Source organism: Duganella sp. Root1480D1 (assembly GCF_001427305.1).
In the GTDB taxonomy this organism is placed as follows: Bacteria; Pseudomonadota; Gammaproteobacteria; order Burkholderiales; family Burkholderiaceae_D; genus Rugamonas.
The window spans coordinates 187,442-200,404 of the sequence record NZ_LMFZ01000049.1 but is presented as its reverse complement, the minus strand read 5'-3'; the positions used below and the strand labels follow the sequence as shown (position 1 = coordinate 200,404).

Sequence of the window (12,963 nt, the reverse complement as noted above, 5' to 3'; positions counted from 1 at the left end):
TCAGGCCGCCTTGACCAGCGCAGCCAGCATCACTTCAAGCGTTTTGTCGTGGCGCTTGATCGGCGGGATTTCACGGTCGATGCCGAGCAGCTGGTAAACCGCCATTTGGGCCGCGCGCACGGAGTATTCGACCGTGAACACCACGTCATCCTGTACTTCGACGAACTGGCTGACCAGCGCAAGATTGCGCGAGCCGGCAGGCACCGGCAGCGGCCGGTCGCTGTAGTGGCGCGGCATGAACATGCTGGTGATGTACGGCATGCGGCATGGAATGCAGTTGGCTTGCGCGAATACCTCGGGCTCAAAGTTCAGGTGGCCCGCCAGTTCGCGCAGAATCTCTTCGCCGGTGCAATCAGCCATTGGCTTCGCGATGAAGTTGCCGACACGGTCGGGATGCAAGGCATAGCCCCAGAATACCTTGACGCCGGCCGGCTGGCCGGCAAAGTGCGGCTGGTGCGCCAGCACGACTGACATCAACCAGTTGGAATCCTTGAAGGTTACCAGCCCACCGGTACCGGCGACGTTGCCGCTGAATGCCTCCATCTGGTCGAAGAAGGCCGAGTCGTGCAACGTCACCGTGAACGACTCCCACCAGGATTGCTGGATATTGCGGTTGAACGCGGCCGGGTTGCCAAGTTCGGGACGGCCTTCCGCCAGGCGCTCCCACAGCTTCCATCCGCCGCTCTGGTGGCGGTCAAGCCGGGGCGGCGCGGAAGTCATGCTGCCGAAGCTGGAGGCGTCGGTCATGGAGCCGTTCTGGAAGAACACCAGGTCGTCAGGCGTAATCGGCAGCAGTTCGCGCTGGCCATTGCGTTCGAGCTCGATTGCATGCACCAGAAGTTCGTCCTTCCCATCGGCCAGTTTGATGTCGATCACGGTGCAACCGGTCTCGATCCGCACGCCCTGCCGCGCCAGCCAGGCCTGCAATGGCCGGACGAACGAATCGTACTGGTTGTATACCGTGCGCTTGACGCCGGCCAGCGTTTCGATGCGCGAGAACTCCTTCATGAAGCGATGCAGGTAGCGCTTGAATTCCACTGCGCTATGCCAAGGCTGGAAGGCAAAAGTCGTGGCCCACATGTACCAGAACGGCGTTTCAAAGAATTCCGGCGACAAGTGATCTGTGATCGGGCTGTTGCCCAGTGCAGCTTCATCGGCTTCGTGCAGCTTGAGCAGTTCCATCCGGTCGCGCAGGCTGAAGCCCATCGACGTCACGTCCACTTTATGGCGGTTGCGATCAACCAGGCGTGCTTGCGAGTGTGACTTGTGCAGTTCGTTGAATGCCAGCGTTTCGTCCAGCACCGTCTGTCCTGGATGAACCAGCGATGGAATTGACCCGAACAGATCCCACGTGCACTCGTAGTTATCGGTCGTCAGCATGCGGCCGCCGCGCAGGCGATAGCCGTCTTCAGCGTTACCCGCGCCATCCAGGCTGCCGCCCGCTACGCCCAGTGATTCGTAAATATGAATCTGGTCTCCGCGCATTTTGCCGTCGCGAATCATGAAAGCCGCTGCCGCCAGATTGCCAATGCCGGCGCCGACCATATACACCTGTTTTTCTTTTCCCATTTCATTACTCCTTGGTTGGTTCGGGAGTAACTATAGGTTTTTGCAAGGCTGCTTGACTTTGACCTGGGTCAAGTGCGGCGCAATCAGGCGGCAGTGGCGTGCGGGGTAGCTGCGGTGGGGATGGATTGCTGGTGCAGCATCGCATCGAAGTCGGCGGCGGGCAGGGGGCGGGCGAACAGGTAGCCCTGGCCGTAGTCGCAGCCGGCGCCGGCCAGCAGGTCGCGCTGCTCGGTGGTTTCCACGCCTTCTGCAATCACGTTCAGGCCAAGCTTGTGGGCCATCACGATGATTGCGTCGGACAGGGCCATGTCGCTCGAATCGGGCGCGAGGTTGCGGGTGAAGCTGCGGTCGATCTTCAGGTAATCGATGTCGAATTTCTTCAGGTAGGACAGCGACGAGTAGCCGGTGCCGAAATCGTCCAGCGCGACCTGGATGCCGGCGTCGCGCAGTTGCAGGAGCTTGTCGGTGACGCTGGTGTTTGCATCGAGCAGCAAGCCCTCCGTGATTTCCACCACGATGCTTTCGCCCGGCACCCCGAGCTGCTGCAGGTAGGCCAGCCAGTCGGCATACGTAGCACGCTCGCGCTGGAATTCCATCGGCGACTGGTTCAGGCTGACCTGGAAGCCCGGATGCACTTCCTCGCGCCAGCGCTTGACCCATTGCGCTGATTCGCGGAACACCCATTCGCCGATATCGACAATCAGGCCGCTCGACTCGGCCAGCGGGATGAACTCCAGCGGACTGACCATGCCGCGCTGCGGGTGCTCCCAACGAATCAGCGCTTCGGCCTTGTGGATCTTGCCCGTCGGGAGATGCACGATAGGCTGGAAGTAGAGTTTGAGCTGGTTGCCTTTCAGGGCGCCGCGTAGGTCGTTGGTCAGGCGCATGCGGTTCAGCGCGGCGACCTGCAAGGCCGGCGTGAAGTAGCTGAAGCGGTTGCGGCCCGCGCCCTTGGCCGCATACATGGCCTGGTCGGCATGCTTCAGCAAGTCTTCCATATTGCCGGCATCGTCCGGGTAGATGGTAATGCCGACCGAGGCCGATACGAATGCTTGCTCCTGACCGAGCTGGAAGGGCATGCGCAGGCTGTCGATGATGTGCTGGGCGATGCCTTCCACCCGGTCCACTTCCGACAACTCCGGCAGGATCACGGTGAATTCGTCGCCGCCCAGGCGCGACACGGTGTCCGACTGGCGCACGCAGGCGCCGATGCGCCGCGCAGCTTCCACCAACAGCACATCGCCCTGGTGGTGGCCCAGGGTGTCGTTGACTTCCTTGAAGTGGTCTAGGTCGATGAACAGGATGGCAATGCGGGTGCCGTCGCGGCGCGACTTCAGGATATCGTGCTGCAGGCGGTCCAGGAACATGCGGCGGTTCGGCAACTGCGTCAGCGTGTCGAAGTTGGCTTGTTGCCAGATCAGGGCTTCGGTTTCCTTTTTCTCGGTGATGTCTTCGATCATGCACAAGTGGTGCGGCTGGCTCTCGGTGCCCACGGCGTTGATCGATGCTTCCACCCATACGATGCGGCCGTCGGGGCGCACCAGGCGGGTCTCCATCTTGAAGCCGGCGATCTGCTGCGCAGTCAATTGCGCCATTTTTTCCTGCTCCGGCGCCACGTCGTCCGGATGACAGATTTCCAGCCAGCGGCTGTGGCGCATTTCCTGTGCCGAGCGTCCCGCAATTTCGGCAAAGCGCGGATTCACGTCGCGGAACTGGCCGCCGCTTGAATCGATCAGGGCAATGCCCATCGGCGCCGCTTCGAACATGGTACGGAAGCGCTGTTCTCCTTTGCGGATGGTTTCCTCGGCGCGCGTGCGCTCGCGCGTGAGCAGCGAGAAGTGAATCATGGCGCCCAGCACCAGCAAGCCCGCAGCGACACCAAGCACGCGATACAGCCAGGTCAGGTCCGAGCCCGGATCGGCGTTATACAGGAAGCCGTTCCAGGTGGCGCCTTTCGGCATCATGCCCAGCTCCGTGTAGATGTCGGCGATGTGCTGCCAGCGATCGGGATTCATGTAGCCGATTTCCACCAGCACCGGCTGCACCAGCGGCACCATCTGGCGCGCTTCGTACAGCAGGTGCATGCGGTCGTGCTGGCGCGAGTACTTGCTGAGGATCAGGTCGACGATCTCTTCCTGGTGGCTCATGGCATACTGCCAGCCGCGCATGCTGGCGACGCGGAAGGCGCGCACCCGATCCGGATGGTTCTTGACTTCCGCTTCGCTGGTGAACAGGTTGTCGCCGTAGAAATCGATGCCGGCTGCACGGGGACTGTAGATGTCGTAGGGGAAGCCGAGGCGATCAAGGTAATCCGGCTCGTTGCTGACGAAGATCGACATGGCATCGACCTTGCCCTTCACCAGGTCGTCCGGGTTGAAGCTGTGCTCCACGCGCACCAACTGGTTGGTGGGGATGCCTTCCTTGCGCAGGTAGGCCATGATCTCGTCGGCCTGGGTCAATTCGTCGGTCAGGGAGCCGATCATCACGCGCTTGCCGATGATGCCACGGATGTCCGGCGCCGGGCCGGTCTGGCGCATCGCCAGGGCATACGGGGAATGCTGGAAAATTACCGCCAGTACCACCAGCGGTTTGCCGGACAGCCGTGCCAGCAGCAGACTGCTGCTGCCTACGCCATACTGGGCGCGGCCATCGAGCACGGCGCGTTCTGGCTCATTGCCGTCGCTGCCTTCCAGCAGTTGCACATCGAGGCCGGCATCACGGTAGTAGCCTTTTTCCAGTGCGGCGTAATAGCCGGCGAACTGGAACTGGTGGCTGTGCTTCAGTTGCAGGGTGACGCGCTCCTGCGCCTGCACCCAGGGCGCAGGTGTCGACAGCAACAGAAATATGAACAGGCCAGCCAGGAATTGGGGCACGTTTTCGTCCGGATACAAAGTTGGCAGAGTCTACAAGCCGATTGTATCCGCTTCGCCGCACGCGGCGCGCCGAAGTGTGGCATTCCTGCTGCAAATTCCTATGGAATTGCAGCAGGTGATAGCACGTTAGCGTTTTACTTACGGCCTGGGCGGCCGCCAGCCTTGGCCGGTGCGGCCTTTGGTTTGACTTTGATAGTGTCAAGGATGGATGGACGGGCCTTGGTTTCCACCGTGGCCCGGGCCGTCATCGAACCGGTCAGGGCATTCGGCTTGCCGCCGCGGCCGACGTGGGCCGGCGGAGGCAGGCCGGCGCCGCGCTTCTGCTGGCCGGGGGCCAGCATCGGCATGGAGCGCTTGCCAGCCGAAGCCTTGAAATTCTCTTCGCCGACGCGGTATGGCGGGATCAGGTGGCGTTCGCCATCGCCAATCAGGTCGCCACGGCCCATGCGGCGCAAGGTCTCGCGCAGGATCGGCCAGTTCTTCGGATCGTAGTAGCGCAGGAAGGCCTTGTGCGCCTGGCGCTGTTTCAGCGTGCGCGGGGTTTCCACGTTTTCCGAATTTTCGGTGACCTTGTGCAGCGGGTTCTTGCGCGAGTGGTACATGGCCGATGCCATCGCCATCGGGGTCGGCATGAAGGTCTGTACCTGGTCGAGGCGGAAGTTGTTCTTCTTCAGCCACAAGGCCAGGTTCAGCATATCCTCGTCCGTCGTGCCCGGGTGAGCCGCGATGAAATAAGGAATCAGGTACTGCTTCTTGCCCGCTTCCAGCGAGTACTTCTCGAACATCGCCTTGAACTCGTCATAGGCGCCGATGCCCGGCTTCATCATCTTGCTCAGCACATTGCTTTCGGTGTGCTCGGGCGCGATCTTCAGCAGGCCGCCCACGTGGTGGGTTACCAGTTCTTTCACGTATTCAGGCGAACGCACGGCCAGGTCGTAGCGCAGGCCGGACTGGATCAGGATCTTCTTCACGCCCTTGATCTCGCGCGCCTTGCGGTACAACTGGATCAGCTTGCTGTGGTCAGTGCCCAGGTTGACGCAGATCGACGGGTAGACGCAGGACAGGCGGCGGCAGGTTTCCTCGATCGACTTTTCCTTGCAGGACAGGCGATACATATTGGCGGTCGGTCCGCCCAGGTCGGAGATGATGCCGGTGAAGCCCTTGGTCTTGTCGCGGATATGCTCGATTTCGCGCAGGATGGACGGCTCGGAGCGGCTCTGGATGATGCGGCCTTCGTGCTCGGTGATCGAGCAGAAGGTACAGCCGCCGAAGCAGCCGCGCATGATGTTGACCGAGAAGCGGATCATTTCCCAGGCCGGGATATTGGCGTTGCCGTAGCTTGGGTGCGGCGCGCGCGAATATTCCATGTCGTACACGCCGTCCATTTCGTCCATGGCCAGCGGCAGCGGCGGAGGGTTCATCCACACGTCGCGGTCGCCGTGCTGCTGCACCAGCGCGCGCGCATTGCCCGGGTTGGACTCGAGGTGGAACACGCGCGAGGCGTGGGCGTACATCACCGGGTCTTCCTTCACCACCTCATAAGATGGCAGGCGCACTACGGTCTTGTTGTGCTTTTCCTTGGCGGCGGCCAGGCGCTCTTCGCGGGTCATGATGATGACCGGCTTGACCACCGGTTCCGGCGCGGCGTTCTCGGTGGCGCATTCCTTCTTGTCTTCCTTCGCCATGGCGTAAGGATCGGGATGCGGGTCGACGCGGCCCGGCACGTCGACGCGGTTCGAGTTGTGCACCGCCCATTCGTCGGACGGCAGCCAGCCGTGCGGTACCAGGAAGGCAGTGCCGCGCAGGTCCTTGATCTCCTTGATCTTCTCGCCCATGTCCAGGCGGCGGGTCAGGTCGACCAGGGCGCGTTCGGCGTTACCGAAGATCAGCAGGTCGGCCTTGGACTCGGTCAGCACCGATTTGCGCACCTTGTCCGACCAGTAGTCGTAGTGGGCGATGCGGCGCAGCGAGGCTTCGATGGAACCGATGATGATCGGCGTGCCAGGGAAGGCTTCGCGCGCCTTTTGGGCATACACGGTCACGGCGCGGTCAGGGCGCTTGTTCGGCTCGGCGTTCGGGGTGTAGGCGTCGTCGGAACGGATCTTGCGGTCGGCCGTGTAGCGGTTGACCATCGAGTCCATATTGCCGGCGGTGATGCCGTAGTACAGGCGCGGCTTGCCCAGTGCGCGGAACGATTCGACGTTGTGCCAGTCCGGCTGGGCGATGATGCCCACGCGGTAGCCTTGCGATTCCAGCAGGCGGCCGACCAGGGCCATGCCGAAGCTTGGGTGGTCGATATAGGCGTCGCCGGTCACCAGGATGACGTCGCACTGGTCCCAGCCCAGGACGTCCATTTCGGCGCGGGACATGGGAAGGAAAGGCGCAGCAGAAGCGCGCGCAGACCGCTTGGCGACGGTCGCGAAAAGATTGGCTGGGGGATTCATCCCGGCATTGTACCGGAAATCACTGGTTAGCGCCCGCTTCAGCACACAAAAAACCTTTAAGTTTCAGTAACTTGTGACGTTCCAGCAAGCCGTTTTGGCTAAATACATATTGAACATCGTGACATTTTTGCTATAACGGGTATACAACGTCTTCCATGGAGTGTAATCATGCGACGCAGACTGTACTACATGCTTCCCAATGTCAAAGCCGCCCGCGCAGAACTGGACGAACTGCTGCTGGCACGCATCGAAGAACGGCATATCCACTTCATGGCGAAAGAGGGCACCCTGCCCGATGACATGCCAGATTGTAATTTCCTGCTGCGAACGGACCTGATCCACGGCGCCAAGCTGGGGATCGCCATTGGCGGGATTGTGGGGCTGTGTGCCGGCATCTTCCTGGTCGTTTTCCCACCCGAAGGGCTGACCCTGCGCACCATGACCATTTTGCTGGTCACGCTGGGCGGCGCACTGTTCGGTGGCTGGGCAAGCGGTATGAATGCGGCGGCCGTCCCCAACAAGAAGCTGGAGCAGTTTTCAGAACGTATCGAACAAGGTCAGGTTTTGATGATGGTAGACGTGCCAGTGCGGCGCATGAAGGAGATCGAGGAAATGATCGCCAAACGTCATCCTGACTTCAACTTTGGCGGTGAAGAACCGCCCATGCTGGCCTTCCCATAAGGCTAGCCTCCCGGGGGCCGGCCGGACAGTCGGTAAAACCCCGGGTTCCATACCGAAGGCGGGCTGCGGCCCGCCTTCTCTTTTTTGATCAGTTGGTGCCAGGGCCGAACACGCAACGCGCTGCGCGTGTCGCGTATGCGGCGCTGGCACCAATTTGTTAAATTCCCATATTCCCCAGGATGCGCGTGAGTTCGCGCAAAGTAGGCTCCAATGCCGGGTGTTTGGCAGCAAATTTGGCGGTAATTTCCTGAGTGCGTTCGGCCAGGCCGTAGGTGGAGGTGCCGCCGTCGGGCTCCGGCGGCTGGTCGAGGATCAGCTTGATGTCGCCATCGAGCTGGCGCAACAGGCTTTGCAATTCCTCATCGACCGGGCCGTGGTGGGCCAGCGTGGCGTGCAATTGGCGCAGAGTCTCCTTCAGCTTGGTGTCCATGATTCCTTTCCCCGGTGAAGTGGCTACCCCTCTTTATACACCCATCCGGCGGGACCAGCTACGGATGTGCTCAATTTCGGACGCACCCAGCCCGAGGGAGCGCAGGAAGGTTTCGTGTGCTTGCGGGGCTTGCTGTTCGAACAGTGCGTGCCAGCGTTCCATGGCGGCGTCATCAAGGCCGGCGGCGCGCAGGAGGGCGGTCCAGGCGGCCTTGTCGATACTTGCCAATGGGGTCTTGCCGAGCAGGCGCAGCAGCACGTCCTGCTGTTCGCGCAGGCGCGCCATGTCGGCCGCAATTTCCTGCAGGCGGTGCTCGATAGGACCGGCGTTCTCACCATCGCGCAGCAATGCGGCAATGGCACGGACGTCCATGCCGGTAGCGCGCCAGGCGCGGATTTGCTCGGCACGCGCGACGTCAGGTTCGCTGTAGCGGCGATAGCCGGCAGCGTTGCGGGCCGGCGCCAGCAGGCCTTGTGTTTCGTAGTACAGCAGCGTACTGCGCGAGATTCCGCAACGGCGGGCAAGCTGGCCAATGGTGAGCGCTGTCATGGCAAAGGCGCCAGGTCGGGCGGCACGAACGCCGCGCGCGATGCAGACGCGGCGAGCAGCGCGGGGCTGTAGTGCAGCGCCAGCAAGGCAGGTGCGTCGGCCAGCACGGTGGGGCCATGCGCGTGCAGCAGGCGCACCAGGGCGACCGTGATGGTGGCGTGATATTTGTTCGCCCCACCGAGATGCGTTGCGTAAGCGCTGATAGTGGCGCAGGTGCGCGCGATAGCCTCGTCGAGTGGATACCGGTCGAGGTAGAGGCACGCCAGCCGCACATGGCCGGCGTGGTTGAAATGCTCGGGAGCGAGCGTACAGGCTTCGAGCCGGCTTACGAATGTGATGTCGTCCATGGCTTAAGCTTAAAGCTGTCTACCATGGACGGGTCAAGCGCTTTTAGTTGGCTTTCAAGCCGCGGCGTTCCAGCAACGGATCGATCTTCGCATCGCGGCCGCGGAACTCGCGGTACATCTGCATCGCATCCATCGTGCCACCCTTGGACAGCAGGGCCTTGCGGAAATGGTCGCCATTCTTGCGCTGCATGCCGCCATTCTCGGTGAACCATTCAACCGTATCAGCGTCCAGCTTCTCCGACCACAGGTAACCGTAGTAGCCCGCCGAGTAGCCGCCCGCGAACACGTGCGAGAAGTAAGTGGTGCGGTAGCGCGGCGGCACCGGTGCGAAGTCGACACCGGCATCCTTCAGCACCGACGATTCGAACCCCAGCACATCGGTCGGGATCTTGTCAGCCGGCAGTTGGTGCCAGCGCTGGTCCAGGATCGACGCCGCCAGGTACTCGGTGGTGCGGAAGCCTTCATTGAACTTGGCGGAGGCCTGCACCTTGTCCAGCAATTCCTTCGGCATCGGCGCGCCGGTCTGGTAATGCTTGGCGTAATTGTTCAGGATTTCCGGCCAGGCCATCCACATTTCATTGACCTGCGAAGGGAATTCCACGAAGTCGCGTGGTACGCGGGTGCCGGCAAAGCGCGGATATTTCACATTGGAGAACATGCCGTGCAGCGCGTGGCCGAATTCGTGGAACAGGGTGCGCGCCTCGTCATAGGTCAGCAGGGTCGGTTCGCCGGCCGCCGGCTTGGGAATGTTCAGGTGGTTGGCCACGACCGGCTTGGTGCCCAGCAGCTTGGACTGCGACACGTAGGCGTTCATCCATGCGCCGCCACGCTTGTTGCTGCGGGCGTAGAAGTCGCCCAGGAAGATCGCCAGTTGCTTGCCGTCGGTGTCGAACACGTCGAACACGCGCACGTCCTGCTGGTACACCGGCAGGTCCTTGCGTTCCTTGAAGGTGATGCCGTACACCTTGGTCGCTGCGTAGAACACGCCGTTCTGCAGCACGTTATCCAGTTCGAAGTACGGCTTGAGCTGGTTCTGGTCGAAGGCGTAGCGGGCCTGGCGCACCTTGTCGGTGTAGAAGGCCCAGTCTTGCGCAGCGTTCGCGAAGCCGCCTTTTTCCGCATCGATCACGGCCTGGATGTCGGCCGATTCCTTGCGCGCATTGTTCACGGCAGGCTTGGACAACTCCCCCAGCAGTTTGTTGACGGCGTCGGTGTCGTGCGCGGTCTGGTCTTCCAGTTGATAGGCGGCGTGCGAGGAATAGCCTAGCAGCGCAGCGCGTTCCGCGCGCAGCTTGGCGATCTTCAGCACGACTTCGCGGTTGTCGAAATCGCCGCCGTGGCTGCCGCGCGCCAGCGAGGTGGCAAGCAAGCGCTCACGGGTAGTGCGGTTGGTCAGCACTTCCAGCGGCGCCTGGCCGGTGGTGTTGGCGATGGCGATCAGGAATTTGCCGTCCATGCCTTTGGCCTTGGCGGCCGCAGCGGCGGCATCGATAGCCTTGTCGGACATGCCGGCCAGTTCTTCACGGCTGTCGGCCACCAGTGCGGAAGCATTGGCTTCCTTCAGCACGTTCTGGCTGAAGGTGGTGGACAGCGCGGCCAGTTGCGAGTTGTAGGCCTTCAGTTTTTCCTTGTCGGCTGCGGACAGCTTGGCGCCGGCGCGCACGAAGTCGGTGTGATAGCGTTCCAGCAGGTGCTTCGATTCAGGATCCAGCTTCAGCTTGTCGCGCTTGTCGTACAAGTTCTTGATGCGGGCGTACAGTTTTTCGTTCAGGCGGATCGCGTCGCTGTGCGCGGACAGCTTTGGCGCCAGTTCACGGTTCAGTGCCTCGAAGGCGTCGTTGGTGTTGGCGCCGGACAGGTTCCCAAACACGGAGCTCACGCGGTCCAGCAGGCGGCCGGAACGTTCCATTGCGACGATGGTGTTTTCGAAAGTCGGCGCGGCCTTGTTGTCGGCGATCCTGGCGATTTCGGCGGCCTGCTGCTTCATGCCTTCTTCATAGGCTGGAGCATAGTCTTCGTTCTTGATCTTGTCGAAGGCAGGGTAGTTCAACGGCAGCTTCGATTCTGCTGCGAAGGGATTGGATGACGGCAGGGCGGCATTTGCCATACCGGCAACAGCCAGGCTGGTTGCGACAAGCAACATTTTCGGACGGAACATTCTCTCTCCTGTTTGTAATGTTTCGAGGCGCACGATAATAGCAACCTTGCTGAGCAAAGTCATGTTGCGCTGCGCTGCGATTACTGTCATTGTTGATATCCAGTAGCGAACCAAACTCGGAGAGCATGATGAGAGTAATTGCTTGCCTTGCATTTGCAGTTTGCAGCACCGCGCCGCTGTCGGCCGGTGCCGGCGTGATCGACTTCGAAGACTTGCCCCACCTGGCCTACTTTGAATTTTCGTCACAAATCTCGCGTGACTACCTGATCACCCACGGCGGTAACCTCATCGACCCGTTTGCATATGTCGTAGGCCCGGCAGGCGAAGACGCCCTGGATTTTTCGGGCAATGGCAGCAAGCGGCTGGTCGCCTTCAATTCATCCGCCATTACCGTGAGCCGCCCAGGCGGCGGTGCATTCGACCTGCTGCAATTCGATGGCGGTGAAAGCTGGCTGGACATACCTCATGTGTGGGCGCGCCAGATCCAGGTGGTGGGGCAGTTGCAGGCCGGTGGCAGCGTTTCGCAAGTTTTCACGCTGGACTTGATCAAGAACCTGCAGAACGGATTGCAGCCTTTCATCCTTGGGAATACCTTTCGCGACCTGGTGTCGGTGACGTTTTCCGGGCTGGGCGCGACAGGCGGCGGCCCCGAGTTCTCGCTCGATAACCTGGTGGTCGCGCAGGAAGCAGCGCTTGCAATCGATGCACCGCCTGCCATTTGGCTCGCAGGTGCCGGGCTGGCAGCATTGGCGCTTGCCCGGCGGCGCAGGATCAGTAGTGCGGTGGCGGTTCGTTGATTGGCGTCTGGCTCGACTGCGAGGTCGTGCGTACCCGCTCGGCCAGAGCCACCAGCATCGCCTCCAGCTGGTCGATCTGCTTTTGCTGTTCGTAGACGCGCTGGTTCAGCGACTCCACCAGGTCTTCCTGGTGCGCCAGTTTGATTTCGATGTCGATGAAACGGTCTTCGGTGCTCACAGCCTGCTCCTGCTTCGGATAAAGCAGGCATTTTACTTCAGCATGTTTACGATGACGTAGCCTTGCAGGGTGCAGACTGAAATCACGATGCCAACTGTCCAGCATATAATGTCGATCTTGGCGCGGTGGATCTTTTCTGCGAGCTCGGCTTTGGTCAGGTCGATCTTGGCCTCAAGTTCGGCCTTGGTACGGTCTATCTTCGTGTTGAGTTCGGCAAGGCCCCTGCCGACCTTGTCCTCATCGTCACTGGACTTCATTTTACTGTCCAGTATCTCGAGTTCGCACTTCACCTTGCCGATCGCTTCTGCATGCACATGCGCCTGCGCGGCCGGAACACCAAGCTTTGTCAGGTCTTCCTCATAAGCGAACGGGTCAATATTATTCGGCATGACAGCTCCAATAGCTGCCATTATCCCGCCCTCAGGGGAGAGGTGGACGCACGCTTGTTTGATGTAAATCAGCCTTACTTCAGGTAGACACCGCCGCAGAGAATGATGTCTTCCTCAGGCACGCAATACATGGTTTTCGGTTCGATCTTGCCGGTGACCGGGTTGTTGAATTTGTAGTCCTGCCAGAACGGGGCTTTCTTCTTCGCCATTTCGACGCGCTCTTTCACGAATGCCTTGCCGTCGACGTCCTTCAATTCCATCAGGTTCTTGCCGATCATCTTGGCGTTGGCGCCGTGCGCACGCACGACGCCGTCGGTGCCATACACGGTGAGGTACAGGTCGCGGTCGACGAACTGTCCATCCTTCTTGTCGATTTCCGCGAAGGTTTTTTCGCGGCCATTGGCTTTCAGGTAACTGAGGGCTTTTTTCACCATCGCCTCGGCTTCAGGCTTGGTCACCACATCCGCAGCGCTTGCCAACGGTGCTGCACCCACCAGGGCGGCGAGCAGAAAAATGCGAGTCAACATGGGAGCCTCCTGTCAAAAGGA

At 61.0% G+C, this 12,963-nt stretch carries 12 protein-coding genes; 2 read left to right on the top strand and 10 right to left on the bottom strand.

Annotation, left to right across the window (positions count from 1 at the left end):
* The 3 genes from ASD58_RS28915 to ASD58_RS28905 form a co-directional block, all read right to left on the bottom strand.
* A complete protein-coding gene (locus ASD58_RS28915) occupies positions 1–1,569 on the bottom strand; it encodes an oleate hydratase (RefSeq protein WP_057265734.1) in 1,569 nt (522 codons plus the stop codon).
* An 83-nt stretch (positions 1,570–1,652) separates the two neighbouring features.
* Positions 1,653–4,442, bottom strand: coding sequence for an EAL domain-containing protein (locus tag ASD58_RS28910; RefSeq protein WP_057265877.1), 2,790 nt, complete (start codon positions 4,440–4,442; stop codon positions 1,653–1,655).
* Between the two features lie 134 nt (positions 4,443–4,576).
* Positions 4,577–6,811 (bottom strand): YgiQ family radical SAM protein, encoded by a 2,235-nt coding sequence (locus ASD58_RS28905; RefSeq protein ID WP_057265732.1) that lies wholly within the window; start codon positions 6,809–6,811, stop codon positions 4,577–4,579.
* Positions 6,812–7,054: 243 nt separating this feature from the next.
* Here ASD58_RS28905 and ASD58_RS28900 point away from each other — a divergent pair, with 243 nt between their 5' ends.
* The gene (locus ASD58_RS28900; protein ID WP_229204499.1) at positions 7,055–7,567 is read left to right on the top strand and encodes a DUF1269 domain-containing protein; all 513 of its coding nucleotides are present in this window, start codon (positions 7,055–7,057) and stop codon (positions 7,565–7,567) included.
* A gap of 157 nt (positions 7,568–7,724) precedes the next feature.
* On the opposite strand, the gene ASD58_RS28895 is transcribed toward ASD58_RS28900, so the two are convergent.
* Genes ASD58_RS28895 through ASD58_RS28880 form a run of 4 tightly spaced genes read right to left on the bottom strand, consistent with a single transcriptional unit; the run spans position 7,725 to position 11,051 of the window.
* Positions 7,725–7,997 carry a DUF4404 family protein gene (locus ASD58_RS28895; protein ID WP_057265728.1) on the bottom strand — a complete coding sequence of 91 codons (273 nt, stop codon included), beginning with the start codon at positions 7,995–7,997 and terminating at the stop codon, positions 7,725–7,727.
* Positions 7,998–8,030: 33 nt separating this feature from the next.
* Positions 8,031–8,546: a MerR family transcriptional regulator gene (locus ASD58_RS28890; RefSeq protein WP_057265726.1), complete on the bottom strand. Its 516-nt coding sequence runs from the start codon at positions 8,544–8,546 to the stop codon at positions 8,031–8,033.
* Positions 8,543–8,893 carry a hypothetical protein gene (locus tag ASD58_RS28885; protein ID WP_057265724.1) on the bottom strand — a complete coding sequence of 117 codons (351 nt, stop codon included), beginning with the start codon at positions 8,891–8,893 and terminating at the stop codon, positions 8,543–8,545. The genes ASD58_RS28890 and ASD58_RS28885 overlap by 4 nt, the downstream gene beginning before the upstream one ends.
* A gap of 43 nt (positions 8,894–8,936) precedes the next feature.
* Positions 8,937–11,051, bottom strand: coding sequence for a M3 family metallopeptidase (locus ASD58_RS28880; protein ID WP_057265722.1), 2,115 nt, complete (start codon positions 11,049–11,051; stop codon positions 8,937–8,939).
* 125 nt (positions 11,052–11,176) lie between these two features.
* On the opposite strand from ASD58_RS28880, the gene ASD58_RS28875 reads away from it, so the two are divergent.
* A complete protein-coding gene (locus tag ASD58_RS28875; RefSeq protein WP_156401547.1) occupies positions 11,177–11,848 on the top strand; it encodes a hypothetical protein in 672 nt (223 codons plus the stop codon).
* On the opposite strand, the gene ASD58_RS28870 is transcribed toward ASD58_RS28875, so the two are convergent.
* From ASD58_RS28870 to ASD58_RS28860, 3 genes are all read right to left on the bottom strand, one after another.
* Positions 11,823–12,026, bottom strand: a complete 204-nt coding sequence (locus tag ASD58_RS28870; protein ID WP_057265719.1) for a SlyX family protein — start codon at positions 12,024–12,026, stop codon at positions 11,823–11,825. The two genes, ASD58_RS28875 and ASD58_RS28870, sit on opposite strands and share 26 nt — an antisense overlap.
* 32 nt (positions 12,027–12,058) lie before the next feature.
* Complete coding sequence (locus tag ASD58_RS28865; RefSeq protein WP_057265717.1) at positions 12,059–12,415, bottom strand: hypothetical protein; 357 nt, start codon at positions 12,413–12,415, stop codon at positions 12,059–12,061.
* Positions 12,416–12,489: 74 nt separating this feature from the next.
* The gene (locus ASD58_RS28860; protein ID WP_057265716.1) at positions 12,490–12,942 is read right to left on the bottom strand and encodes a cache domain-containing protein; all 453 of its coding nucleotides are present in this window, start codon (positions 12,940–12,942) and stop codon (positions 12,490–12,492) included.
* Between the last annotated feature and the right edge of the window lie 21 nt (positions 12,943–12,963).

What these genes read in the sequence shown, in the direction of transcription:
- ASD58_RS28915 (WP_057265734.1), bottom strand. Translation starts at nt 1,569, where the DNA reads ATGGGAAAAGAAAAACAGGTGTATATGGTCGGCGCCGGCATTGGCAAT.
- ASD58_RS28905 (WP_057265732.1), bottom strand. Translation starts at nt 6,811, where the DNA reads ATGTCCCGCGCCGAAATGGACGTCCTGGGCTGGGACCAGTGCGACGTC.
- ASD58_RS28900 (WP_229204499.1), top strand. Translation starts at nt 7,055, where the DNA reads ATGCGACGCAGACTGTACTACATGCTTCCCAATGTCAAAGCCGCCCGC.
- ASD58_RS28895 (WP_057265728.1), bottom strand. Translation starts at nt 7,997, where the DNA reads ATGGACACCAAGCTGAAGGAGACTCTGCGCCAATTGCACGCCACGCTG.
- ASD58_RS28890 (WP_057265726.1), bottom strand. Translation starts at nt 8,546, where the DNA reads ATGACAGCGCTCACCATTGGCCAGCTTGCCCGCCGTTGCGGAATCTCG.
- ASD58_RS28885 (WP_057265724.1), bottom strand. Translation starts at nt 8,893, where the DNA reads ATGGACGACATCACATTCGTAAGCCGGCTCGAAGCCTGTACGCTCGCT.
- ASD58_RS28880 (WP_057265722.1), bottom strand. Translation starts at nt 11,051, where the DNA reads ATGTTCCGTCCGAAAATGTTGCTTGTCGCAACCAGCCTGGCTGTTGCC.
- ASD58_RS28875 (WP_156401547.1), top strand. Translation starts at nt 11,177, where the DNA reads ATGATGAGAGTAATTGCTTGCCTTGCATTTGCAGTTTGCAGCACCGCG.
- ASD58_RS28865 (WP_057265717.1), bottom strand. Translation starts at nt 12,415, where the DNA reads ATGCCGAATAATATTGACCCGTTCGCTTATGAGGAAGACCTGACAAAG.
- ASD58_RS28860 (WP_057265716.1), bottom strand. Translation starts at nt 12,942, where the DNA reads ATGTTGACTCGCATTTTTCTGCTCGCCGCCCTGGTGGGTGCAGCACCG.